Source organism: Paraburkholderia sp. Ac-20347, assembly GCF_017104805.1.
Taxonomy (GTDB): Bacteria; Pseudomonadota; Gammaproteobacteria; order Burkholderiales; family Burkholderiaceae; genus Paraburkholderia; species Paraburkholderia tropica.
Genome location: NZ_JAAGPN010000002.1, coordinates 90,885 through 116,103, shown reverse-complemented (window position 1 = coordinate 116,103; position 25,219 = coordinate 90,885). Strand labels below are relative to the sequence as shown.

Genomic DNA, 25,219 nt, shown 5'->3' with positions numbered 1-25,219 from the left:
ACTACAACTCCGTGCGTCCGCATAGTGCCCTCGGGCAACTGGCGCCGGACCAATTCCGGCAACTGCATCAACCGAAAAGCGGCGAGCCCACTAACTTACGAATGGTGTACTCGGCGGGGTAAGGTCAGCAATACCCGCGTCATCGCACGCCTTGATTTCCGGAGCACTGAAGTACCCGCGATCAGCCAGTGCCCTGATTGTCTTCTTGCCCATCGCATCGCGTGCGGCCTTTGCCATCGGACTTAGCTGAGCGTGGTCACCGCCGACGTTCGCAACTTCATGGGTCACGATGAGGTGATGCTTCGTATCGACAGCCACCTGAACGTTGTAGCCCACCACGCCTGTGCCCTTGGCTTGCGACATCATCGAGCGCGAGTCAGGATCGGTCAGCGAGACCTGTTTGCCCGGTAAATCATTCAACAGTTCTGCGGCACGATCCAGATCGCGCATCTGCTCACGCAGCGTCGCGATCTTTTCTCGTAGCCGTTCGGTTTTCGCTTCCACCTCGGCCGTTTGCGTGCGATCAGCCGTCTCCAGGGCATCCAGATAGCGCTGAATACTTTTCTCGATCTGTTCCTGACGCCTTGCAATCTTGTTGGGCGTAAAGTTGTTGTCGCGGCTGTTGACCGCCTTGAACTTGCTGCCGTCGATGGCGACGGCCGCTTGCGTGAAGAGCTTCAGGTCACGGCATATCACCGCGAAGCGCTGGCATACGTTGCGAATACCGGCGCTGTTGCTGCGCCTGAACTCGGCAATCGTCTTGAAGTCCGGTGCGAGGCGACCGGTCATGGGTGATGCAGATTCCACCCTGCGAAGTCAAGATCGCGCCCCAACGCGTTCGCGACCTGATGGACTGGCTGATGACGCGCTACGTTCGGCCCGCTCTGCCGGACAACTTTAATGCCCGGCTCGCCACGGTGAAAGCGGAAGACAAGTTGCGAAGGCTGCTCGAGAAATTGCCGGCAGTCACGGAGGTATTCGTTGCTGATGTTTCGGATTTCCACGCCGCATCTAAGATTTCCGGGGAGCTAGTTGGCACTTGGGGTCGAATTGATGTCCTCGTTAACAACGCAGGTGTTTCGGCGCCGAAAAGCATCCTTGAAATTTCCGAAGCAGAATTCGATAGGTCGATAGCTGTAAATCTTAAGAGCTGCTTTAACTACGTTCATGCTACTGCACATCAGATGCTTGGACAGAGCGAAGGAGGGCGAATTATTAACATTGCTTCGGTCAGCGCAACATCGGGAGGTGTTACGCGGGCTGTCAGTAAGCATGCCTACGCGACGGCGAAGGCTGGAATTCTTGGTATGACGCGTTCGCTAGCGAAGGAGCTTTCACCGAAGGTGCTCGTAAACGCGGTATCACCAGGAGTAATTGCGACGGACTTGCTCAAGGAGAATTTGGGGCATAGGGAGGCTGAGTTGACTTCAGGTGTTGCGCTAGGGCGCCTTGGCACGCCGGAGGACGTAGCGAGTTTCGTTGCTTACCTGGCATGTGAAAAGCACCTCTACATGACTGGTCAGAACATAACAATCGATGGTTTCCAATGGAGTTGCTAAAAATGAGCTTGAATTTTGAGGGCAAGAGTGTTCTGGTTGCTGGGGCGGCGCGAGGGCTTGGAGAGGGCATCGTCCGCGCCTTCGCGAGTCGTGGTGCAAACGTCTACGCTGCGGACCGTCTTGAGGATGTCCGCTGCACTGATGACGTCATTGCATGGCGTGTGGGGATTGTCTGGGTGGCAGTGGATGTTCCTATTTGAGGGGCTTCCGTGCATTGGTCTAGCCGCAGTCGTCTGGCTAACGCTAGCAGACCGCCCACAAACGGCTAAGTGGTTGTCGGCAAGCGAGCGAGAGATCATCCTGGAAGAAGTTAAGCCTCCGGTGCCCAAGCACCCCTCGTTCTTGAGCGTTGCAGGTGACCCGAGGATTTATTTGATGTCGGCCGCCTATTTTTGCGTCATATGCGGAATCTATACGCTGAATTTTTGGCTGCCCACCATTCTGAAGGCGGGCGGCGTCACGGACGTACTATCTATCGGGCTGTTTTCGGCAGTCCCGTACGTAACCGCTATCGTGGGAATGAGATTCGCGGGGTGGAGTTCGGACCGCTCTCGCGAGCGTCGCTGGCACAGTGCGGTCCCTGCGCTTGTCGGTGCGGTTTAGAGCAGGTTCTTTTTCTGTTCCGATAACCGCAGTGAAAAGTACGCTGCCTGGGTTTCCAACAGAGCTCTAATTTTTGCTCAAAACGCCACTCGCCGACATCCCAGGTCGGCGAGGAAGTCCGGCGAAAAAGGTATGAGATGAGGTTGACCGGGCATGAAAGGGACGGAGAAATTGGCCTGCTGACTTTGAGAAATTGTTGATTTCGTGGTGGTGAGCAAGGCGAAGCGTCTTCCGCAAGTGGTTTCCCTGTAACACCTCGTTGGCTTCATCCAAGGCACAGAATCTACGGGTATCTGTCGTATCTGCTTTCATTAAACACCCATGCGAATCTTTTCTGCTTCACTGGCGACTGAGACGAACACCTTTGGGCCGATGCCAACCAGCATCGGCTCTTTTAGCGAGCGCAGCTACTTCCACGCTGGCGAACACCCAGACGCAATGCAAATGTTTAGTGGCCCTCTCTGGGCCGCTCGTCGAATCGGGGCGGAGCGTGGTTGGACGTTATTCGAGGGAATGGTGGCAGCGGCTGTGCCTAGCGGCCCCACAACCCAGCGTGCGTATGAAACGTTGCGGGATGAACTTCTAGCCGATCAACCACGGCGTAACTGTTCTTGAGGCGGCTCGCGCTCCCGCGCTGGCTCAGGCGTCTGCTCTGTTGTTGCAGCTCCTGCGTCGGCATCCGCTGCGGATTCCGGGCTGTCGCCCGATGTGGAGGCGTTCGTCGCCTCGCACATCGAATCCGCCGCCTGCGAAAGCCGCGCCTCATGCTCCAACGCGCCGCTACTGCGGTGTAGTCCATACTCTGCAACGCTGCTTCGGAATCTTCGAGCCGCTCAGCGGCGCCCGTACCGGTTACACCCAAGAAAAGTACGACCAGTGCGTCAGCACGCGTGCTGACAAGACACCGCGAAATGGTAAGCATGACGCTTACTCCGTCGTGTAGGAAACGGACACTGGCAACGGGGCAGCCACCAATTGTCAGCGATGGGTATCAATGTCGAATAACCGGCGCTGTCCAACACCGGAAGTTCGATGTCTGTCTGTGGGTGGCGTACGAGTTCACCGAGCAAGGCCATGTTCGGAGGGGAGAGCGTCGGGACGCGTTCTTTGAAGATGGAGTTTAAGCGAATATTTCTGATGTTGTGATTATCAGGCATCTTATGTGCTTCAAGAGCCCCGACGGCAGGGGGATAAGACGGCGCCAATTGACAAACAAGTCGGCGCGATCATGGGCGGAGCGAATTCAGCCGGTACCAGCGGGAGGCAAAAGTCCTGTACTCCCTGCGCTTGCTCCGCCTGGTCTGATTGCCATCGTGATTTGCGGAGTCAAGGAACGCCATGCTCGGATGCTTTGCTTGCGCGCCGGGCGGTCCGGCCAAGCAGAACCGCAGAGCTCAGAAGAAATGCATGAGGCCGAGCCGCAATATCAACTGATGCGCGTTGTTAGACGGCGTCACCGTCAGGATCGAAGCCACCGCGGGTTGGTTCGTCGAATCGGTGCCGCTCGCGATCACATACGTTGCGAGGGCATACAAATCTGTCCGTTTCGACAGGAGGTAATGCGCGGCTGCGTTGAACTGGTTGTAATGGGCGGGTGGTTTGCCGTCTATCGCACCACCGGTCAGAAAGTCATACGCGCCGGTCAAGACGATGTATGGTTTCGGCAGATAACGCACGTACGCGGCATAGCTGTTGAACACCGCTGTGCCGTGATAGCCGAGCGGATTCGTTATGGACAGCGTGCCCGAATTCGGATCGCCGAGGTCGCCGAACCGCACGTTCGAATAGTTCGCGCCGACAATCAAGCTGCTCGTGCCGTACTGCGCGCCGGCTCCGATCACCTGATACGTGCTGGCCGACGCAAAGCCGCTGTATACCGGGTTCGACTGAACGCCGGTCACCGTGCCGGCGTTGTTGCCGGTTGCCGAACTCAACGTATTGTTGCCGAAGAACGACTGGTTCGGGTCGTGCACCTTCAAATAGGCCGCCGCGACCTTGTACGGTCCTGCACCATACGAGGCGCCGAACGAATAGATGCTGTTGCGCGTCATGGATCCCGCGACGCCGCCGAAGCTGTACATACCGCCGACGGTGAGGCCTCGCCACGTAGGGCTCATGTATTTGACCGCATTGTTGGTGCGGTAGGTGTTCGCGAAGTTGTCGATGTCGTTGCCGTGCGCGGTGAAGGTCCCACCCCCACCCACGGTTGCCGCTGAAAGCGGCCGCAGGAAATCCACCACGGAGTCGTACTGGCGGCCGAACGTCACCGATCCATAAGGCGTCGTCATGCCCAGATAGGCCTGGCGGCCAAAGAATGTGCCTCCTTCTTGGAGTTTCCCGGTGCCGATATCGAAGCCGGTTTCAATCCGGAAGATCGCCTTGTAGCCGCCGCCGAGATCCTCGGTGCCGAGAAAGCCGAGCTGGTTGCCGGCCATCACGGTGCTGCTCGTCGTCCACTGCGTTTTACCCACCCGTGCGCCCGCTGAGTTCAGCGCCTGTGCGTTGCTGATGTAGTTGATGCCCTGATCAATGATCCCGTAAATGGTCACCGACGACTGTGCAAGCGCCGCCTGTGACAACATGCCGACGCACAGGAAACCTCCAAAGGAAGCTGTCCTGGCTATCAGTTTTTTCATGGCTGTCTCCATTCTATTATGCTTTTATTTCGTCATGCGAAATATTTATCATTCAGAAGCGCGATTTCGGGAATATGCCTTCCTGATCACGCGTCCATGTTCTTTGCGGACGCGCTTGCGTGCATCGGTTCGAGGCCACCTGCGCCGAGCGGAGCGGGCGCAGGTGCGGGATCGCTTTCGAGGCTCACGCCCTTCGTCTCCGGCAGCAGGAACACGCCAACCACGAAGGTCATGATGATGATCGTGACCGGATACCAGAGCCCCGCGTAGATGTCGCCCCGCGCGGCGACGATGGCGAACGCCATTGCCGGCAGGAAGCCGCCAAACCAGCCATTGCCGATGTTGTACGGCAGCGAGACAGCGGTGTAGCGGATGCGCGTCGGGAACATCTCGGCCAGCACGGCGGCGACCGGGCCATAGGTGGCGGTGATAAGCAGGCCCAGCGCGATCAGGATCACGAGCGCCATCGGCCAGTTGATCTGCGCGGGATCGGCCCGCTGCGGATAGCCGGCTTGTGTCAGCGCCTGGACGAGCGCGGCGCTGAAGCGTGTCTCGTCGGCCTTGGCGCTCGCATCCGTTGCGCGATAGCCGGGTACCTCGACCGAGCCGATACGCACCGACGCGATGGTGCCCGCCGGAGCGGGTGTGTTTACATAGCTGAGGCCGGCCTTCGCGAGTGCCTGCTTCGCGACGTCGCACGACGTGACGTAGTATGCGGTGCCCGTCGGATTGAACTGGAACGAGCAGTCGGCCGGGTCCGCGACGACCTGGATCGGTGCGTGGTCGAGTGCGGCTTCGAGCGCGGGATTCACGAAGTGCGTGAGCCCCCTGAATAGCGGGAAATACGCGCACGCCGCCACCAGCAACCCGATCATGATGACTGGCTTGCGGCCGACACGGTCGGATAGTGCGCCGAAGACGATGAAGAATGGTGTGCAGATGATGAGCGCAATGCCGATCAGCAGGTTGGCCGTCATGATGTCGACCTTAAGCGTCTGCGTGAGGAAGAAGAGCGCATAGAACTGGCCGGTATAGAGCACGACAGCCTGGCCCGCGACCAGCCCGAACAGCGCGATCAGCGCCAGCCGCAAATTGCGCCACTGCCCGAAAGCCTCGGTCAGCGGCGCGCGCGAGCCGCGGTTTTGCGCCTTCATGCGGCTGAATACCGGTGACTCGTGCAGCTTCAGGCGAATCCAGACGGATGCCGCGAGCAGGATCGCGGAACTGAGAAACGGCACGCGCCAGCCCCAGTCGGCAAATGCGGCGTCGCCGACTGCGAAACGCACACCGAGTATCACGATCAGCGAGAGCAGCAGGCTCAGTGTGGCGGGTGTCTGGATCCACGCGGTCCATGCACCGCGTTTCGCGTCGGGTGCGTGTTCTGCTACGTAAGTGGCGGCACCGCTGTATTCACCGCCTAGCGACAGTCCTTGCAGCAAGCGCAACACAATGAACAGGATGGGCGCTGCGATACCGATCTGATTGAAATTGGGCAACAGGCCGATGATGAACGTCGAGAGGCCCATCACAGAAATCGTGAACAGGAACGTATATTTGCGTCCGACCTTGTCGCCGATCCGGCCGAACACAATCGAGCCGAACGGCCGCACCGCGAAACCTGCCGCAAAGCTGAGCAGAGTGAAGACAAACGCGGCGGCGGGATTGACGCCGGCAAAGAACTGCTTGCTGATGATCGTCGCGAGCGAACCCGCGAGATAGAAGTCATATGCCTCGAATACCGCGCCAAGCGACGACGCGAACAGAACACGCCGGTCGTCACGCGTCATCCGCGTGACAGCCGTAGGGTTGTCAGTCATTTTCGTCTCCGTGCGGCCGCCTCGTGGGCGGCGTCGTTATCGTTCGTGAAACGGCAAAACGGCAGGTGCGCGTCGGCGGATCGGCTTAGCGCTTGTGGCGACGCGTGGTCGGCGTGACGCCGGAGGACAGCAATTGATCGATGTCGCGTGCCGAGTAGCCCACGTCGCGCAGCACGTTTTCGGTATGCGCGGCGAACGCCGGTGGCGCGCTGCGAACCGAACCGGGCGTGCGCGACAGCTTGACGGGAATGCCGACGCCGCGATAGTCCGGCAGTTCGACCACCATGTCGCGCGCTCGCGTTTGCGCATGCGTGAGTACGTCGGCAATCGACTGGATTCGCGATGCGGACACGCCCGCTTCGGTCAGGCGTGCGCACAGTGGTGTGCCGTTGAAGTTGCGCAGAATAGGTTCGAGCGCCTCGCGCAACGCGGCGCGGTTCGTCACGCGTAGCGGATTCGTCGCGAAGCGCGCATCGTCGATCAATTCGCGATGGCCGATCACGTCGCAGAAGCGCCGGAACGCGCCGTCGTTGACGACGCCGATGAACACGTCGCAGTCGGCGGCGGTAAAGGTGTCGTACGGCGAGATGTTCGGGTGCGCGTTGCCAGTCAGTTTCGGCGTTGCGCCGGACGCGAACCAGTTGGCGGGGTGGGGATGCAGCAGACTCAGCGCGGTTTCGAACAACGACGTGTCAACGAGCTGCCCTTGCCCCGAGCGATGACGCTCGGCGAGCGCGAGCAGGATGCCGATCACCGAAGACAGTCCCACCGCGGTATCGACGATCGGAATGCCGATGCGTGTCGCGCCCGATGCCGCGTGGCCGTTCACGCTCATCAGTCCGCAGAACGCCTGCAGGACCGCGTCGTAGCCGGGCATCGACGCGAGCGGACCGCTTGCGCCGAAGCCGGAGATGCGGCAATAAATCAGCTTCGGAAATCGCTCCGCGAGGACTCTGTGATAGTCGAGGCCCCACTTCTGCATGGTGCCGGGCAAGAAGTTCTCGATTAGTACGTCGGCGTCGGCAAGCAGGCGCAGCAACACTTCGCGACCGGCCGCGTTTGAAAGGTCAAGCGCGATGGCGCGCTTGTTGCGGTTCAAGCCGTGAAAATACGCGGCACTGTCGCCAACGAAGGGCGGGCCCAGCTCACGGGTTTCATCGCCTTGCGGCGGCTCGACCTTCAGCACGTCCGAGCCGTGATCGGCGAGTATTTGCGCCGCATACGGACCGGCGAGCACACGCGAAAGATCGACGACCTTCAACCCGTGCAACGCCCCCGATGGCGTACTGCCTGAGGCATACGGCGCGTCCGACGAATCACTCATCCAATGTCTCCAGTCTTGATGTTCGACAGGGGCCGTTGTGCCCGGCCCTCGGTACTGCCACGCACTTCTGGACGCGCTCAGCCGCGCGACGGCAACTCGACCACGCCGCCGCCGAGCACGGAAAGCTCTTTGTCCTGGTTGCGCGCTTCCTGCTCGATTTCGACCAGATGCCGGCCGTTCTCGACATACTTGCGCAGCACCTTGCCCGTGATGAACAGCATGTCGCCAGCGGGATTGTGGCGGCGGATCTTGCAGTGCGCACGCCGCAGGAAGCCGGCGTCGCCCATCCAGTTCGTCATGTGATGCGTGAGCCAGGAGCAGCGTTCGGGACCGTAGTCATAGGCGCCCGGCGCACCGACGCGCAGCGCGAACTCCTCTTCCCAGTGCACGCGCTCCGGGCAGTCGGGAATGCCGAAGCGGTTCTTGATGCCCGCGCCCGGATGCGCATCGACCAGTTGCCAGGCAAGCTTGTTCGCACGGATATACAACCCGCCCCAGCCTTGGGCATAAGCGATGAAGCCGGTGACCGTCATTGGCCCCTTCAGCATGACCGGCAGTTCCTCGCCCTCGGCGACGTCTTCCCAGTAGCGTTTTTGCGCGCCGCGCACCGGTTCGTGCCGGTACAGTTCATACGCCTCGGCCAGTTCACGCTCGGAGTACAGCCGCGGCGCGCGCGACTTGACCTCAGTGTACTTGGTGCCTTTCTCGCGCGCATGGTCGCGCTCGGTGCGAAAACACCAGCTATCCGCGTCGGCGACCAGATCGCCGTCCTGGTTGTAGAAGTCGACGTGATAGATCTGCTGGACCGCGCGGCCCGCGAAGCGTGTGTCGTGCTCAATCAGATCCTTGAGGCGCGCTTCGGTGGTGATGGTGTCGTTCCGGTGGACCGCCTTGTGCCAGTTCCAGTCGGCGCCCGACCACATCGCGTGCACGCCGGGCAGACCGCCCACGTAACCGGAGATGATGCGGCTCGTGGTGAACAGGAAGCTCGGCAAGGCGATGAGGCCGCCGTATTGCGTCTGTGCCGCGTATTCGGGATCGCACCACAGCGGGTTGTCGTCGCCGATGCCGTGCGCGTAGTGGCGAATGTTGTCGCGCGTGGCTTCATAGCACCACGGCTCGACCGTCGGTCCAACCTTCACGCCGATGCGCCGCGTGAGGTCTTCGAGACCCTGCTCGGTGATTTTGGGGAACATCAGCTGATCTTCGGCCATGCGTCTTCTCCTGATTGGCGAGGTGTGTCTACGTGTTGTTGGGGGGACTGCATCAAGCGGTGCTGGCCGCGGCTTGACGCTCGCGTTCGCGCAGCACTTTGCGATTGATCTTGCCGGCCGGATTACGGGGCAGTTCGTCGACGAACTCCACGATGCGCGGATATTCGTGCTGGCTCAGCTTTTGTCTTACGTAATCCTGAATTTCTTTGATAAACGTATCGTCGCCATCGCGCTGCGTAACGACCAGCACCTTGACAACATGCCCGCGCAAAGCATCGGGTGCTCCAATCGCCGCCGCTTCGCGTACGTCGGGATGCTTGAGGACCGCGTCTTCGACTTCGACCGCGCTGATGGTCCAGCCGGCGGAGATGATCACGTCGTCGGCGCGGCCGAGATGATAGAAGTAGCCATCGGCGTCGACACGGCCGAGATCCTTGGTTGGAATCCAGGCGCCGCGCCGCCATACCGCGAGTTCGCCGGTCACGTCGGGTGCGCATGGCACGCCGTTGGCGTCCTGCACTTCGACGCGCACGCCGGGCACGGCCTTGCCGAGCGAGCCGGGCCGCACGGCAAAGTCCGGCGCGCCCGGATAGCTGACCAGAATCACACCGATTTCGGTCGTGCCATACATACTGCAGACCATGCAGCCGAACGTGCGTTGCACGAACTCCATCGTGTCGCTATCGATTGGCTCGCCTGTGAACGACAGCTTGGAGAGTGCGTAGTCGAATTGATGCGCGACGCCGGAGTTGCGGATCATCCGGTAGTGCGTGGCGGCAGCCGACATATTGTCGAAGCGATGCTCGGAGAGCGCGCGCAAGAGCCGCTCGGGAGCGAACTTGCCGGAGTAGGCACCGATCGTTGCGCCGAGTGCGAGCGGCGCGAGCGTGCCGTGCCACAGTCCGTGCCCCCACGCCGGCGAAGACGGGCAGAAGAACGTTTCCCCGGGCCGCACACCGGTACCGTAGAGCGCCGCGCGAAGCACCATCACGAGTGCACGGTGCGTATGGTGTACCGCGTCGGGCAATTCGCGCGTCGTACCCGATGTGTACTGGAAGATCGCAAGATCGTCGCTATGCGAGGCACAGTCGAAACGATCAGGATAGTGCGCGATAGCTTGCAGCCAGGCATCGTCGGCGACTACCGTGGAAAGACCCGGTACCGACGCCGCCACCGGCGCCTTCTGTTCATTCGTGAACAGCATCCGCGCCTGGCAGTCCTCGACCCGCAGTTTGAGGCCATCGGGACCGAATAGTGTGAAAAGCGGCACCGCAATCGCGCCAGCCTTCAGGACTCCAAAAAGACAAGCGTAAAAAGAAAGCGACGGGTCGAGCATCACGCCGATGCGCTCGCCTGGCTGGACGCCCTGTTCCCGGAGATAATGCGCGACTTGCGATGAGGTACGTGAAAGCTCGGCGAAACTGAGGATTTCGTCGTGACCGTCGGCGTGAGCGACGATGACGGCGGGGCGGCCGCTTGCCGCGTGGCGGTCCACGCATTCGTGCGCAATATTAAGCTGCGAAGCGTCGCCATCCACCAACTCCCATAACTTGTCGACGCTGAAATGCTGTTGTGCATCGGCATAGGACGTGTATGCCGTCAACTTGGTCATCTGCGTTGTCTCCGGTTCGTTATGTCGTTCGTTAGGAGACACTGTAGAAAGCTCACGCGCTTTTGTCAAATACGTTATGCTTTTGTCTATAGACAAAAGTAAAAAGGAGAACAGGCATGAACGATCGAACACATTCCAGCGACGAGGGCGGGAAAGCCGGCGACGGCCCGCGAGTGCGCCCGGTGCCCGCGGTCAGCCGCGCCATCGCGATCTTGCGGCTGCTCGGCGAGAGCGAAGAGCCGCTCGGTGTCAAAGCGGTCGCTGATCAGCTGGAGATGGTGCCAAGCACGGCGTTGCACATCCTGCGCGTGCTGGTTGACGAAGAATTGGTGAAGGTGGATCGGGCGACCAAACGTTATGCGATTGGCGCGGGCATGCTGGCGCTCGCGCGCAGCGCGCTGAAGAGCGGTGGCTTCAGTCAGCTCGCGCAGCCGCATCTGGACGAACTTGCCTCGCGTTATGGCGTGCGCACAATGGGTGTCGAGGCGAGCGGACTGCGGCACATGGTCGTGAAGGCGTTGTCGCGTTACGAGTTGTCCATCAGTCTGCACGTCGAACTGGGTAGCCGGTTCCCGGCACTGATCAGCGCGACGGGCCGCTGCGTTGCGGCGTTCGGCGGCTACAGCGCGACCGAACTCGAAGCAGGATTCGCTGCTCTGCACTGGCAAAACGCGCCGTCGCTGGACGCCTGGATGAAAGACGTCGAAGCGACGCGCGAGCATGGCTACGGCGTCGATCGTGGCAACTACATTGCGGGCGTCACGGTGGTCGCGGCGCCGGTGCTTAACCCGGCGGGGCGCATGGCATACGGACTGGCGGCGGTCGGCATTGCGACACAACTGAATGCAGAGCGCGTTGCCGCACTCGGCCACGATCTACGGGCGGCGGCGGCCGATATCGCAGCATCGATCGTGGAGAGAAGCGCATGAGCGACGCGATCGACACGCAACGGCTGAGCGAAGCGGGCTGGCGCGAGCATGCGCGAAACGGCTTCATGGGGCTCGTCGGGCCGTTGTGGAGCCGGCGCGAAGCGGAGCGCTATGTGTTTGGCGTGTTCGTCACGCGCGAGCATGTGAATCCGGCGGGCATGATCCACGGCGGCATGATCGCGAGCCTGCTCGATCAGTCGGTGAGCACGGCGGCGTGGGAAGCAACGGGGCGGCAGCCGTGCGTGACGGTGCAACTCGATACGCATTTCGTCGCGGCCGTCCGGCCCGGTACGTTCATCGTGGCGCGTTCGCGTATCGTGCGGCAGACCGGCACGCTGCTGTTTGTGCAGGCAGAATTGAGCGTCGTGTCGGAGATCGTCGCGACTGGCGCCGCGACTATTAAGGTGATGCGGGTACCGGAAAATTTGAGCGCTGGGTAGCCTGCCGGATACTATCATCACGACCGTGAAGACTCTTTCTGGCGCGGAAACGTTGCTTGAACAGCCATGCGATGATGAGGGAGAGCGACTGGTATTGACCGAGACCGACTATCCGCCGTATGACCCGCGGAACCGCACAAGCCCATCGGAAAAGTTCCGCTCATCGGTGGGGAAGGGCAGACCACGGTGCGTAGGAACACGCTCCCTCAAGAGCGAATTTGGGTGTTTAGCTAAGCAGTCCTCCTATCTTGATAGGAAAACGCATGGACCGACACGCTGCGCTTTCATCTCGCTGGAGTTGAGGATCGCGAATTCACTGGCATCGGGAAAACCCACCGCTTCAGCGAAAGTTGGGGCAGGGGGGGGTGAGGCAGGTTTTCATGCATTCGAGTTTGATGCAAGAATGCTAATGTTATGATAAGAAGGATTGTCGCTGGTTCACACGACGATTTTGCGCTGGGTGAAGCGTTATACGCCCGAGTTCGTCAAACGCTGGAACCGCTTTGCTACACAGACGGGTCGCCCCTGGCGTGTCGACGAGACCTACCTGAAGATTCGCGGCAGGTGGGTCTACCTGTACCACGCGGTGGATCGGGCTCGCCAGACGTTGGACTTCATGCCCAGAGCCCGACGCGACGTGGCTGCGGCCAAAGTCTTTTTCAGCAAGGCCATCAGGCATCAGGGCCATCCGCCGGAGAGTATCACGCTCGACGGCTATGCAGCCTCGCACCGCGCGGTGCGCGAAGGGAAGACCGATGGTCTGCTGCCTGAAGGCACGAAAGTCCGCTCCTCAAAATACCTAAACAACGTGATCGAGCAGGATCATCGCAACATCAAGTCCAGAACGAACGTGATGCTTGGATTCAAGCGATTCAGGAGCGCCGCGACCACGATTTCAGGCATCGAGTTGACACATCGCATTCGCAAGGGGCAGTTCGATCTCGCGAAGCTCGGCCGCAAGGATGCCGCTGCGGCCGTCGTATGGAATGCGGTCCTGTTTGATTGATAAGGCATCCTACTCATATGAATTTTCTCAACCCGCTTACGTATTTGCACCAGAACCGTCATGCGCACCAAGCGTGACACGTTCTCGGAATTGTGTCGCCGATCTGTAGGTGCCCTTCGGTTGTGCGGGTGTGGCGGTGTACCCTGGCGACGTGATCGTCGGTGATGCAGACGGTCTGACAGCGGTGCCTGCGAATCTTGCCGTCGAGATGGCGGACATCTGTGAAAAGCAGGACGATATCGAGCACTATCTGGCGATGCGGATCGCGTCCGGGGATGCACTGTGGGGGTACCCGCCGAGCCCGCAGGTGTACACAGACTACGAAGCGTGGGTGATCGGGTCGCCCGCCGATCGAGCCACTGCCGGAGATCACGCGCACTTGAGCATGCATGGGAGACGGGCGTTTGCGAGGAAGGCAATGCGCCCGTCCCAGTGAGTTCAGCGCAGCCGCGGCTGTACTCATTTGTCTGAAGCTAGTGATCTTCTTCGTTAGCGGCACTCTTGTAGTGACGGCGAGCGGGGAAGCACGTCGGTGGGAAGTGGCAGCGACGTGGAGACGTAGAACTCTTCTCGCGGATATGGGTCGCCACGTATGGTCGACGATAATGCGCTCACGCATTGCCCGACTGCGAGGGCACCCTTAGTCCGCTGGACCTGAAGTTTGAACTTTTGCGATTGATCGCCTTCTTAAGAATGCGTGCCACTCGCAGAGCATCCAAATACCCGCACCAGGCACACGCGACGATTAGCGGAGTTTCAGCTTTTGCCAGGCAGAGAATGTCGAATGACCGGCATAGAATATTCCCCGGAAGCGGGGTTCCAAATACGAGATTTTAAATTCCAATATTATCTCGGTCGTCACTCTTGAGCGAGGAGAAAATCTTGGTTAAAATTATCGTTTGATATTTTAGTGGATAAAGTTTTTTCATTAAAATTACTGTTTTTATCTATTTAATCAACTTGTTTGATAACAATATTTTTTTTGTGCTTTCGACGAAAAGCCGAATCTCGTGGCTCTCACACTCTCTTATATAAGACATATAAAATCTCGGACGCACGAAATGCGACGAAGTGCTGATGACGGCCACAGACCCGTTGTCGATTTCGGTTTTTAACACCGTGGGTGGAAGTATGGCGACCGCGTTTCCTGCTCTGACCAGTTGTGTCATCATTGCAAGCGAGTTACACGAGGCATAGTTGTCGAAGCTAAGCGACTCGGAGCTGAACCACTGCTGCGCCGCTTCGAACAGCGTCGAAGGAGGGGCTATGGTGACAATCGGTAAAGCTCTCAACTCTCGCGCTGTAAGACCTTGACGTCCATTCAGAAACTTCACGCATGCGAGCCATTCGAGCTCGGCCTCACCAAGCACAACATCATTCACTGCGCTCGTCGAGTGAGGGTCAGTGAGGATCGCGACGTCTAACTCTTTTGCGTTGAGCTTCGCGCTAAGGGTCGAGCCTACATCGACTGTCAATTCGACACGCAGTGTGGGGTATTGCTCGCGGAGGTATCCGAGTAATTCTGTCAGGCAGACCATCGCCGTCGACTCGTTTGCACCGAGTCGTAACACGCCTCTCATTGGGTCGCTTTTTTGGCCGGCTGCGAGTAGTTCTTCTGTCGCCCTCAGAATGATCTGTGCCCGCTCCAGGATGTCCCGCCCCCGCAGGGTGATCTCCACCTTATGCCTGGTACGCTCGAAGATCCTCATCTCCAGGATTCTTTCGAGTTCAGCGATTCGCGCCGATATGGTTGGCTGAGAGACGTGCTGCTGGCGCGCAGCAGCGCGAAAGCTCCCGAGGCGGGCTACCCAGACCAAGGTTTCCAGCTGTTCCAGGGCGATTCTCATGATAGCTCCAGTCTTTCACCAAATTCAAATTTGTTCGATTATTGCCTATCACTCGGGCAAGGATACAGTGTATGTGAAAGAGAGAAACGTCGAATGGAGAACCGGAAATGAGCGCACCAGCTTTAAACGAGCCTCAACGGCCGCAGTCCAATGTCGTGTTGGAGCCGCTATACCGCCGCGTCACGCTGCGCTTGCTGCCATTCCTCATGTTGTGTTATGTCGCCGCATTTCTTGATCGAGTCAATATTGGATTTGCGAAGTTGCAGATGCTTCAGGATCTCGGATTTAGCGAGACGATATACGGGCTGGGCGCCGGTTTATTCTTCGTAGGATACTTCGTGTTTGAGGTGCCGAGTAATTTGATGCTTCATCGATTCGGAGCGCGGCTCACCTTAATGCGTATCATGGTTATCTGGGCAGTAATTTCGGCCGGATTCATGTTTGTCAGGACGCCAACGCAGTTTTTCATCCTGAGATTTCTACTTGGTGCAGCGGAGGCTGGTTTTTATCCTGGAATCATCCTGTACCTGACACGGTGGTATCCCTCTGGCAGGCGCGCGAAGATTATCGCGTTGTTCATTACCGCGATTCCCATCTCAGGGATCGTCGGAGGGCCTCTCTCAGGCTGGATTTTGGGGCACACCTCGCACTGGGGATCGCTTGCGGGTTGGCAATGGTTGTTCATTATCGAAGCGGTTCCGTCTCTGATCCTTGGCTTACTGACATTGTTCGTGCTTGATGACTCAATCTCCGCAGCAAAGTGGCTGAATCAGAGCGAAAAAAATCTGCTAACCGCGGAACTCGATGCTGCTGATTTACAGGTTGGATTTAGCAAGAAGGATTCACTTTTGAAGGCGGTGGCCAGCGGATACGTCTGGCTCCTTACCGTGATCTGTTTTTGTCAAGGTATGGGCCAATACGCCTTGTCATTCTGGATGCCCACACTGATTCGGCAAGCCGGTATATCGGATCCTCTCATGGTCGGTTCGACTTCGGCGATTCCCTTTACGGTTGCCGTCCTCGCAATGGTGTTGGTGAGTCGTAGCTCTGATGCGCGAATGGAGCGACGCTGGCACCTGATTGTTCCCTTTGCAGTCGCTGCTCTTGGTCTCTTAATTTCGACGAAGGTCGGAGGAAGCCTCAACGCGTCCTTGTTCGCGCTCTCGATTGCCGCTGCTGGCTGCTATTGTGTGTCGGCAATGTTCTGGAGTATTCCCTCCGCATTTCTGTCAGGCGCCGGCGCTGCGGGAGGTATTGCTCTCATCAATTCGTTCGGTAGCTTGGCCGGTTTCGTTAGTCCGTTTATGGTGGGCGCTTTCAAGGACGCCACACAAAATACTGATCTTCCGATGCTTCTCCTTGCGGCCACGATGGTGATCGGCGCAATACTTACTTACTTTTTACCGTCGCGCATCGTAAATCGATAGGTCGCCAGGACGGTATCAAATTGAGAAAATTCCGGAAATGAAATATCCAAAATTCAAACGCCTCGGCGTTCTCGTCCCGGCGACCAATAACGCAGTTGAAGCAGACTTCCAGCAAAACCTCGTTACCGGCGTGTCTGTTCATACTGCTCGGCTCACCATCGTTGATGGTGAATTGTCAGCAGCGACGCTCGATGGAATGAATAATGTATTGAGTGACGCTGTTCGGGATCTTAAAGCTGCCCATGTTGATGCCATTGCTTACGGCTGCACTTCGGGGAGCTTTTACAAGGGTCCTGGTTGGGATGATGATGTGATAAATCTCATCCGTGAGATCGCTGGCGTGCCTGCGATTGCAACCAGCCCATCAGTAATATCCGCGCTTCGCGACAAGCGAGCGAGGAGGCTGAGTGTCGTGACGCCGTATCCACAGGATCTCAATGCGCGCCTCAAGACATACCTGGAGAATGCAGGCTTTGAGGTGATGTCTATTGCCGGCGACGCGCGCTCAGCAGCTCGCGGTCATCGTGCGGTGAATGACCAGGATCCGGCGGAAATTGCCGAGTTTGCCATCCGTCATTGGGTACCAGAAGCCGATGCTCTGTTTTGTTCGTGTACGGCATGGAGAGCGATGGAAGCGATTCCTGAAATCCTTGCGGTCACCGGGAAGCCGGTTATTACCTCGAACCAAGCGACAATTTGGGCATCGATGCGGCTGTTGGCGCCAGAGGGCAAGAGTGAGGAATCCGCGACAATCTCAACCTCTCGTAGCGCATGATCTCCGTTGGCGAGTTTGAAAAAATTTTGCCCTGAGGTCAGGGAGAGTCACTCGATGGTCCTCCTTAAACGTCTCTATCCCGGCCAGCAATGCAGTTGACTGACCTGGCACCGGGGTGCGTTGTAGCGCCGCACCCTTCAGAGCGTCAATTTGGGATCGATCGAATCTTTGTATTCCACAAGTAATGGGTGCTGTGTTGCGTAATTCATCCACTCGTCCTGCCGACAAAACCGGCGATGCGCTTAAGGTGAGCCTGCTGGCCGACTCGGCGATTCTCTGCGAAAGCGCCGGACCGCTCGACCCGGTGTGTCAGGCGAAGTTCTGGGCGCTCGCGCAGGTTGCCGGAGAGTGGCCCGAAATCGAGGAAGTCGTGCCGGGCATGAACAACCTGATGGTCGTGATGAAGCCCGGCGACTTCGATATCGAGCAGACGGCGCGGCAGCTCGCGCAGGCGTGGCCGCACGTCGCGCCGCTGAGCGCGGCGGTCAAGGTGATAGACGTGCCGGTCGTGTACGGTGGCGAGCGCGGGCAGGATCTGCCGTATGTGGCCGAGCACGCGGGCCTGAGTCTGGAAGAGGCCGTGGCGATGCATGCCGGCGCGGAGTACACCGTGTATTTTCTGGGCGCGCATGCGGGCTTCGGCTATCTCGGCGGCATGGACGCGCGGCTCGAAACGCCGCGCCTGGAAAAGCCGCGCTTGAGCGTGCCGGCTGGCACCGTCGCTATCGGCGGCGTACAAACCGGCGTGATCGCGCTCACGGGACCGAGCGGCTGGCGTTTAATCGGCGCGGCGGAAGTGGACTTCTTCGACCCATTTCGCGAGTCGCCCGCGCTGCTCAATCCAGGCGACACGCTGCGCTTTCGTTGCGCGAGGATCGAATCGTGATCGAGATTCTCGCAACCGGTCCGCTGTGCTCGGTGCAGGACACGGGCCGCAGGGGGTATCGCAGTCTCGGCGTGAGCGTGGCGGGCGCGATGGACCCGCTCGCGCTGCGTATCGGCAATATGCTGGTCGGCAACGAGCAGGGCGCGGCCGGCATTGAAGTCACGGTGTTTCCATTCAAGGCGCGCTTCGAAGCGAACGCGCGTATTGCGGTCACGGGCGCGGACTGCCGTGCGTCGGTTGGCGACAAGGCGCTGCTGCCGTGGTGGTCGGTCGACGTGGCGCAAGGCGAGGTGCTCACGCTTAATCCGCCTCGCAGCGGCGCGCGTGCTTACGTGCTGGTTTCCGGCGGCATTGACGTGCCCGTGGTGCTGAATTCGCGCAGCACCGACATCAAAGTGGGCTTTGGCGGATTCGAGGGCCGTTGTCTGCGTCGCGGCGACGTGGTGAGCGTGCAGGCGGCCTCCTACGGTGCGAACGCTTCGGGCGGCTTCGGCGTGTTCCCGCCGCGCGACGTGCTCGACACGGCGTTCGCGCAACGCGGCGGCCGCGACGTAACGTTCGTGCGCGCGCTCCCCGGTCCAGAGCACGATGCGTTTCCCGAGCCGGCGCGGCGCGCGTTCTGGGACACGGCGTGGACTGTCACGCCGGACAGCAATCGCATCGGCTATCGCCTGCAAGGACTGGAGTTGTTGCTGGCCGAACCGCTCTCGCTGCTCTCGCACGGGATCGTGCCGGGCGTGGTGCAGGTGCCGCCTTCGGGGCGACCGATTGTGATGATGAGCGACGCGCAAACCTCGGGCGGTTATCCGAAGATCGCGACCGTGGCCGAGGCCGATCTCTGGCGGCTCGCGCAGGCGCCGCTGGGCAGCCGCGTGCAGTTCGTCGAGACCGATGTGGCCGGTTGCGTGGCGGCGTCGCGCGACCTCGCGCGACACGTGGCGAGTCTCGAAACCTGTCGCTGGAGGGCGCTGTGGAAGTAACGGAAATCGAAACCCTCGCGGCGCACATGCGCGCGACGGGCATGGAAGCGCTGGAGTGGCGGCACGCGGGTTCGCAACTGCGGATCGTGCGTGCGGGCGGCGCGGCGCAGATCGAACGTGACCATGCCGATGTCGATGCACAAGCGCTTGTAGCTATGCCCGAACAACTCGTGCGAGCGCCTGCCGTGGGCACCTTCGTCGCGAATCATCCCGTGACGCGCAAACCGCTCGCGGCGCGCGGCGCGCAAGTGAAACGCGGCGATGTGGTTGCACTGCTCGAATGCGCGGGCTTTCTGCGCGAAGTGATCGCCGCGGCGGACGGCGTCGTATGCGACGTGCTGGCGGCGGACGCAACGCTGGTCGAATACGGTCAGCCGCTACTGACACTGAATATCGAAGTGGTGGAGTGAGAGATGGATATCGTTGATTTGAACTCGGACATGGGAGAAGGCTTCGGCCCCTACAAGATGGGCGACGACGATGCCATGCTCGACATCGTGACCTCGGCGAACATCGCGTGCGGCTTTCACGCGGGCGACCCCGACATCATGCATCGCACGGTGACGGGCGCGCTGCAACGCGGCGTGGATGTGGGCGCGCATCCCGGTTTCAACGACGTGTGGGGATTCGGGCGTCGCACCATCGTGGGCGATAGTCTGAAGACGATCGAGAACCTCATCGCGTATCAGATCGGCGCGCTGCAGGCGATCGCGCACGCGGCCGGCCACAAGGTCACGCACTTCAAGACGCACGGCGCGCTCGGCAATCTCATGTTCAAGGACGCCGATATCTCCGACGCCATCGCGCGCGCCGTGAAGGCCGTGGATCGCGACTTGCTCTACGTGATTCCACCCAACACCGAAGGTGAGAAATCGGGCGAGCGCGCGGGCCTGCACGTGCTGCGCGAAGTGTTCGCAGACCGCGCTTACACGGATGAAGGCCATCTCGTTTCGCGCCGGCTCGAGGGCGCGGTGATTCACGACAAGCAGGAAGCCGCCGCGCGCGTGCTGCGCATGGTGGAAGACCGCTGTATCACCGCGCTTTCGGGCAAACGCCTTCCCGTGGCCATCGACTCGATCTGCGTGCATGGCGATACGGCGGGTTCCGTTGCCATGGCGCTCGAAGTGAAGAACACGCTCGTGGCCGCAGGCGTGATGCTGCAGCCGCTCGCCGCTACGCACCGCGTGTAACCGGACCTTGTCCTGCACCACGGCTAGACCGGAAGATGATTGATTAGATATGCATATTATTATAGCTAGTGCCGAGGATTGCTCGCCTACACTTGGACGCTGATTATGAAAAAATCCCTGCTTGAACCCGCGACGCTTGGCCTGCTCTCTGTTCCCACCTGGGCGCAGTCATCAGTCACGCTCCACGGGTTGATTGCCGGGGGGATTCGCTTCGCCACCAATCAGCCCACAACGCAGGGACATGGCAACAAGCTGTATATGTCAGAAGGCATTGGCAGCGGAAACCGCTGGGGCGTCAAGGGCTCGGAAGACCTTGGCGGTGGCACGGTGGCCATCTTCGACTTGCAGAGCAGCTTCAATCCGGCAACGGGCGGTGTCGATCAGCAAGGGCAGTTGTTCGGCCGCTATGCGTTCGTGGGCCTGACGAACACGCGCTACGGCGCGCTCAAGCTCGGCCGTCAGTACGGCACGGGCTTCGACTTCATCGCGACCTTCGATGAAGTGCAGGTGGGCAACCAGAATCCCGTGGACTGGGAAATCTTCCTGCTCGGCGTGCGCTTCGACAATACCGTCCAGTATTCGAACAGCTTCGGGCCGGTGGCCGTTGAGATCCATCATTCGTTCGGCGGCAAGCCGGGCAGCGAAAGCAAGGGCAGCACCACGGCGCTCAATGCGATCTATACGGAGGGCTGTCTGAAGGTGGGAGTGTTGGGCCAGCAGTCGAAGGACTCGGCCAATCACAACATGTATGCGGCAAGCTTGGGCTTTCGCTATGAGTTCTCGAAAGCGACGCTCTACTCGTACTACATCTACTCGCGCCGCTACGCGGGCTTCACAATCGCGGCCAATAGCAGCGGCGGCGCTCTCGCGAACGCCAACATTATCGGCAATGCCAACACGGAGGCGGGCGCAGGCACGCAGACCAAGGCGCTTATCGACAATCTGTTCAATTTCGGCGACGCCTATAAGCCCACGCCTTACCTGAAGTTCACGATGGGCGGTCTGTACGACCCCGTCTCGAACGTCGCGGGTTCGCAGTCCGGCCATATTGCCTCGTGCTTCGGCATGGCGGATTACCTGCTCTCGAAGCGCATCGACGTGTACGCCGACTCGATCACAGCCTGCTGGGCAGTGCTTCCGTGACGGACCCGAACAGCCCGATAGGCAGCTTCGGTGGCGAGAACAACAGCACCGGCGAGATGGTGGCGTTGCGCACGCGCTTCTGATCGCACGGTTCAGAACCTAGGTCCGCGTCGACGGACCGGTTTCGCGTTCGAGCGAAGCTGTATTCGTCGAACAGACATTGCCATTTCGACATCCCAAAACAATCGTATGGAAATTCAGAAAATCACGCATTTGATGGACCTGTTGTCGCGGTCCGATCTCACCGAACTGCATCTTCAGGAAGGCAACGATGTGCTGAAACTCGTGCGCGGCGGCGCGCTGGATTCGCCGCCGCCGAAACCGCTCGCGCACACAATCGCGCAACCGATCGCACAACAGGGCAGCGCCGTAAAGCCCGCCGATCAAGCTACGGCCGCGCCCGCTGCCGACACACGCCACGTGTTCAAGTCGCCGATGGTCGGCACGTTCTTCCGCGCGGGTTCGCCAGGGGCGGCGCCGTTCGTCGAGACGGGCACGCAGGTCGCGCCTGGGCAAACGCTGGGCGTGATCGAAGCGATGAAGATGCTCACGGAAATCGAATGCGACGTGGGAGGGAAAGTGCTGGAAATCCTCGTCGAAAACGGCGCGTTCGTGGAATTCGGCCACCCGCTGTTCACCATCGAAACGCGCGCGCCGCAATGAGAGTGAGTTCTTATGTTCGATAAAGTACTGGTCGCCAATCGCGGTGAAATCGCCTTGCGCGTGCAGCGCGCGTGTCGCGAACTGGGCATCAAGGCCGTCATGGTCTATTCCGAGGCCGACCGCGACGCGCGCTACGTGCAACTCGCCGACGAAGCCATCTGCATCGGTCCCGCGCCATCGGCCGTGAGTTACCTCAACATGAACGCGCTCATCACGGCGGCGGAAGGCACGGGAGCGCAGGCCATTCATCCGGGCTATGGCTTTCTCTCCGAGAACGCGCTGTTTGCTGAACGCGTGAGCGAAGCAGGTCTCGCGTTCATCGGGCCACGCGCGGAAACGATCCGCCTCATGGGCGACAAGGTTTCCGCGAAGAACGCGATGCGCAATTCCGGCGTGCCGTGCGTGCCGGGTTCGCGTGACGCGTTGCCCGACGACAGCGATGAAATCCGCCGTCAGGCGGATTTCATCGGCTTTCCCGTCATCATCAAGGCGGCGGGCGGCGGCGGCGGGCGCGGCATGCGCATCGTGCGCTCCAGCGAAGAACTGCTGAACGCCGTGGCGATGACGCGGGAGGAAGCAGGTCGCGCCTTCGGCAATCCGGCCGTGTACATGGAAAAGTATCTGCAGAAGCCGCGGCACGTGGAGATCCAGATTCTCGCCGACCGGCATGGCCACGCCGTCTGGCTCGGCGAACGCGACTGCTCGATGCAGCGCCGCCACCAGAAGGTGCTGGAAGAAGCGCCCGCGCCGCATATCGACAGAATACTCATCGCGCAGGTGGGCGAACGCTGCGCGCGGGCGTGCGTGGACATGGGCTACGAAGGCGCGGGCACGTTCGAATTCCTCTACGAAAACGGCCAGTTCTACTTCATCGAAATGAATACGCGCGTGCAGGTCGAGCATCCAGTGACGGAACTCGTCACCGGCATCGACATCGTGCGCGAGCAGATTCGCGTCGCGGCGGGCGAGTGCTTGTCATTCACGCAAGCCGACGTGCGTCTCACGGGCCACGCGATCGAGTGCCGCATCAACGCCGAAGATCCGAAGCGTTTCCTGCCTTCGCCGGGCCGTATCGGCACATGGCTAATGCCAGGCGGTCCCGGCGTGCGAGTGGACACGCACGCGCACGCGGGCTACACGGTGCCGCCGTACTACGACTCGATGGTCGGCAAGCTCATCGTGCATGGCGCGACGCGCGAGCAGGCCATCGCGCGCATGCAGTCGGCGCTCGCGGAGACGGTGATCGACGGTATTCAGACCAACGTGCCGTTGCATCGCGAGATTCTGGCCGACGAGGCCTTTATCGCGGGAGGCGCGAGCATCCACTATCTGGAGTCGCGCTTGAAGCAGGAGTCGTAAACTCGGGCGCGCGCGAACCTCAGGGCTTGGCCGGTGCGCGTTTGCGCGCCGGTTTCTGCGCGCTGGTTTGCGTCTGTTGCGACTGAAGCGGCTGAAACAGCAGGTTGCCGAAATCGACGCATTGCGTGGCGAGCCGCGCGATTTCGCGCGTGAGCGAGTACGGATGATCGGAGCGATAGACCGCCGAATACTCCACGGGCGGCAGCGGCGGATCCGTTTCGATCACGCCGAGCGTGCCTTCCTTCACGAGCGGCTGCAAGCACTCGTGGGGCAGATAACTCACGCCCAGGCCCGAGACCGTCAAGCCGATCTGTGCGACGAGGTTGTTGCTGGAGAGCGCGCGCTTCACGTGCACGCCTTGCTCCTGCAAAAAGCGTCCGTACGCCATGCCGGTGCCCGATGCATTGCCTTGCGTGAGCAGCGGAAACCGCGAGATCGCCGTCAAGGGAATCGGGCCGCCCGCCGGCACCATGTCGGGCGCGCACATCCACACGTTCTCGACGCGCGCGAGCAGCGTGGTCACGTAGGCCTCGCTCGTGGTACTGCCCGGCACGACGATGAAGTCGATGCTGTCGTCGGCGAGACGCTCGCGCAAGGTCGCGCTCAGTTCCACTTCGGCTTCGACAATGACCTTCGGATATTCGTGGCGGATCGCCGCGATCAGGCGCGGCAGCCACGTGAGCGCGGTCAGTTCGGTCACGCCCAGGCGCAGCCGCCGCACCAGCACTTCCTTCGCGCTCACGCGTTCCACGATCTGGTCGCGCCGCTCCAGCAGTTCCTTGGCGTACTGAAACAGCTCCTCGCCTTTTTCGGTGAGCCGTGCGCTGCGCCGGTTGCGGTCGAACACTTCCAGATTGAAGGTGCTTTCCAGCTCGTGCACGCGCTTCGAGATGGCGGACTGGCTCGCGTTGAGCTTTTTCGCGGCGGCTTCGAACGAGCCCAGCTCGACGATCCAATAGAGCGCCTCGACTTGCTTGAAGGTCAGCATCGTGCGTTTCCGTAAGACAGGTTCATGAAGAAAAGCGATCTTAGTAAATAGAAAAAAGTCGCTTTTTTGCAGCTATTTGTCGTTTTATCGTTGCCAGCATCGTGCCGTCAAGCGGCCAATATCCGATGGAGAACGCAATGAGCCTCACCGGCTTTCGCATCAACCCCGCGGCCGACGTCGCGCCGCAAGCGCTGCTCGCGGCATTCGAGAACGTCGTCACGCCGCACCTGAGCGACAACATGGCGCGCAGCACCGGCATTGTCGGCCTCACGCGCTACAACCGCACGGGCAAGCTCGTGGGCACGGCCCTGACCGTGAAGTGCCGCCCCGGCGACAACCTGATGATCTACAAGGCGCTCACGCAAATGCAACCGGGCCACGTGCTCGTAGTGGACGGCGGCGCCGAGCCGCACAATGCGCTGGTGGGTGAACTTATCAAGTTGCACGCGCAACAACATGGCTGCGTGGGGTTCGTTGTGGATGGTGCGATTCGCGATGTGGCCGCGTTCGAGAACTTTCCGTGCTATGCGCGCAGCGTCGTGCATCGCGGGCCGTACAAGGACGGTCCAGGCGAACTGAACGTGCCGGTTTCGGTGGGCGGCCAGATCGTGAATCCGGGCGATATCGTGGTGGGCGACGAAGACGGCGTGGTCACGTTCGCGCAGAGCGAAGCCGAGTCGTTGCTCGCATTGGCCGCGAAGCATCGCGCGAAGGAAGACGCGATCCAGGCCGAGATTGCCACCGGCCGACGCGAACAGAAATGGATCGAGCAGATACTCGCGGCAAAGAATCTGGCGGCTTGAACGCATAACGCGCATTAC

The 25,219-nt window shown here is 60.3% G+C and carries 20 protein-coding genes and 4 pseudogenes; 16 read left to right on the top strand and 8 right to left on the bottom strand.

Annotated features, from left to right (window positions below):
- Window positions 1–129: 129 nt before the first annotated feature.
- Window positions 130–789, bottom strand: a pseudogene (locus G3N97_RS01125) (transposase); the annotation flags it as partial.
- A 5-nt stretch (window positions 790–794) separates the two neighbouring features.
- Between G3N97_RS01125 and G3N97_RS01120 the strand changes: the two are divergent.
- The 3 genes and pseudogenes from G3N97_RS01120 to G3N97_RS01105 form a co-directional block, all read left to right on the top strand.
- Window positions 795–1,559: an SDR family oxidoreductase gene (locus G3N97_RS01120; RefSeq protein ID WP_205991493.1), complete on the top strand. Its 765-nt coding sequence runs from the start codon at window positions 795–797 to the stop codon at window positions 1,557–1,559.
- A gap of 2 nt (window positions 1,560–1,561) precedes the next feature.
- Window positions 1,562–1,759: a hypothetical protein gene (locus G3N97_RS01115; protein WP_205991503.1), complete on the top strand. Its 198-nt coding sequence runs from the start codon at window positions 1,562–1,564 to the stop codon at window positions 1,757–1,759.
- A gap of 724 nt (window positions 1,760–2,483) precedes the next feature.
- Window positions 2,484–2,753 (top strand): annotated as a pseudogene (locus G3N97_RS01105) (M81 family metallopeptidase); the annotation flags it as partial.
- Between the two features lie 803 nt (window positions 2,754–3,556).
- On the opposite strand, the gene G3N97_RS01100 reads toward G3N97_RS01105, so the two are convergent.
- From G3N97_RS01100 to G3N97_RS01080, 5 genes and pseudogenes are all read right to left on the bottom strand, one after another.
- Entirely contained in the window at window positions 3,557–4,798 is a 1,242-nt protein-coding gene (locus G3N97_RS01100; RefSeq protein ID WP_205991490.1) for a porin, read from the bottom strand.
- Window positions 4,799–4,977: 179 nt separating this feature from the next.
- Window positions 4,978–6,615: pseudogene (locus G3N97_RS01095) on the bottom strand (MFS transporter); the annotation flags it as partial.
- Between the two features lie 85 nt (window positions 6,616–6,700).
- On the bottom strand, window positions 6,701–7,939 hold the full coding sequence (locus tag G3N97_RS01090; protein ID WP_205991489.1) for a CaiB/BaiF CoA-transferase family protein: 1,239 nt from the start codon (window positions 7,937–7,939) through the stop codon (window positions 6,701–6,703).
- Window positions 7,940–8,016: 77 nt separating this feature from the next.
- A complete protein-coding gene (locus G3N97_RS01085; RefSeq protein WP_205991488.1) occupies window positions 8,017–9,153 on the bottom strand; it encodes a MaoC family dehydratase N-terminal domain-containing protein in 1,137 nt (378 codons plus the stop codon).
- A 52-nt stretch (window positions 9,154–9,205) separates the two neighbouring features.
- Window positions 9,206–10,765 (bottom strand): acyl-CoA synthetase, encoded by a 1,560-nt coding sequence (locus tag G3N97_RS01080; protein ID WP_205991487.1) that lies wholly within the window; start codon window positions 10,763–10,765, stop codon window positions 9,206–9,208.
- Window positions 10,766–10,881: 116 nt separating this feature from the next.
- Between G3N97_RS01080 and G3N97_RS01075 the strand changes: the two genes are divergently transcribed.
- From G3N97_RS01075 to G3N97_RS01065, 3 genes and pseudogenes are all read left to right on the top strand, one after another.
- A complete protein-coding gene (locus tag G3N97_RS01075; RefSeq protein WP_205991486.1) occupies window positions 10,882–11,694 on the top strand; it encodes an IclR family transcriptional regulator in 813 nt (270 codons plus the stop codon).
- The gene (locus G3N97_RS01070) at window positions 11,691–12,134 is read left to right on the top strand and encodes a PaaI family thioesterase (RefSeq protein WP_205991485.1); all 444 of its coding nucleotides are present in this window, start codon (window positions 11,691–11,693) and stop codon (window positions 12,132–12,134) included. Before G3N97_RS01075 ends, G3N97_RS01070 begins: the two co-directional genes overlap by 4 nt.
- Before the next feature lie 424 nt (window positions 12,135–12,558).
- A pseudogene (locus tag G3N97_RS01065) lies at window positions 12,559–13,140 on the top strand (IS6 family transposase); the annotation flags it as partial.
- Window positions 13,141–14,087: 947 nt separating this feature from the next.
- Here the strand turns inward: G3N97_RS01065 and G3N97_RS01060 are convergent.
- On the bottom strand, window positions 14,088–14,987 hold the full coding sequence (locus tag G3N97_RS01060; RefSeq protein WP_205991484.1) for a LysR family transcriptional regulator: 900 nt from the start codon (window positions 14,985–14,987) through the stop codon (window positions 14,088–14,090).
- A gap of 107 nt (window positions 14,988–15,094) precedes the next feature.
- Here G3N97_RS01060 and G3N97_RS01055 point away from each other — a divergent pair, with 107 nt between their 5' ends.
- From G3N97_RS01055 to accC, 9 genes are all read left to right on the top strand, one after another.
- Window positions 15,095–16,414 (top strand): MFS transporter, encoded by a 1,320-nt coding sequence (locus G3N97_RS01055; protein ID WP_205991483.1) that lies wholly within the window; start codon window positions 15,095–15,097, stop codon window positions 16,412–16,414.
- Window positions 16,415–16,451: 37 nt separating this feature from the next.
- Window positions 16,452–17,189 (top strand): aspartate/glutamate racemase family protein, encoded by a 738-nt coding sequence (locus G3N97_RS01050; protein ID WP_205991482.1) that lies wholly within the window; start codon window positions 16,452–16,454, stop codon window positions 17,187–17,189.
- Window positions 17,190–17,436: 247 nt separating this feature from the next.
- A complete protein-coding gene (gene pxpB / locus G3N97_RS01045) occupies window positions 17,437–18,075 on the top strand; it encodes a 5-oxoprolinase subunit PxpB (protein WP_346777998.1) in 639 nt (212 codons plus the stop codon).
- A complete protein-coding gene (locus tag G3N97_RS01040; protein WP_205991480.1) occupies window positions 18,072–19,055 on the top strand; it encodes a biotin-dependent carboxyltransferase family protein in 984 nt (327 codons plus the stop codon). Before pxpB ends, G3N97_RS01040 begins: the two co-directional genes overlap by 4 nt.
- A complete protein-coding gene (locus tag G3N97_RS40090) occupies window positions 19,046–19,465 on the top strand; it encodes a biotin/lipoyl-containing protein (RefSeq protein ID WP_205991478.1) in 420 nt (139 codons plus the stop codon). The genes G3N97_RS01040 and G3N97_RS40090 overlap by 10 nt, the downstream gene beginning before the upstream one ends.
- 3 nt (window positions 19,466–19,468) lie before the next feature.
- On the top strand, window positions 19,469–20,245 hold the full coding sequence (locus G3N97_RS01030; protein ID WP_205991477.1) for a 5-oxoprolinase subunit PxpA: 777 nt from the start codon (window positions 19,469–19,471) through the stop codon (window positions 20,243–20,245).
- A gap of 105 nt (window positions 20,246–20,350) precedes the next feature.
- Window positions 20,351–21,388, top strand: a complete 1,038-nt coding sequence (locus G3N97_RS01025; protein WP_241030292.1) for a porin — start codon at window positions 20,351–20,353, stop codon at window positions 21,386–21,388.
- A 189-nt stretch (window positions 21,389–21,577) separates the two neighbouring features.
- Window positions 21,578–22,051, top strand: a complete 474-nt coding sequence (accB, locus tag G3N97_RS01020) for an acetyl-CoA carboxylase biotin carboxyl carrier protein (RefSeq protein WP_205991476.1) — start codon at window positions 21,578–21,580, stop codon at window positions 22,049–22,051.
- Between the two features lie 12 nt (window positions 22,052–22,063).
- The gene (accC, locus tag G3N97_RS01015; RefSeq protein ID WP_205991475.1) at window positions 22,064–23,410 is read left to right on the top strand and encodes an acetyl-CoA carboxylase biotin carboxylase subunit; all 1,347 of its coding nucleotides are present in this window, start codon (window positions 22,064–22,066) and stop codon (window positions 23,408–23,410) included.
- A 19-nt stretch (window positions 23,411–23,429) separates the two neighbouring features.
- Here the strand turns inward: accC and G3N97_RS01010 are convergent, their stop codons facing one another.
- On the bottom strand, window positions 23,430–24,398 hold the full coding sequence (locus tag G3N97_RS01010) for a LysR family transcriptional regulator (protein ID WP_205991473.1): 969 nt from the start codon (window positions 24,396–24,398) through the stop codon (window positions 23,430–23,432).
- A gap of 137 nt (window positions 24,399–24,535) precedes the next feature.
- Here G3N97_RS01010 and G3N97_RS01005 point away from each other — a divergent pair, with 137 nt between their 5' ends.
- Window positions 24,536–25,201 carry an RraA family protein gene (locus G3N97_RS01005; protein WP_205991472.1) on the top strand — a complete coding sequence of 222 codons (666 nt, stop codon included), beginning with the start codon at window positions 24,536–24,538 and terminating at the stop codon, window positions 25,199–25,201.
- Window positions 25,202–25,219 lie beyond the last annotated feature (18 nt).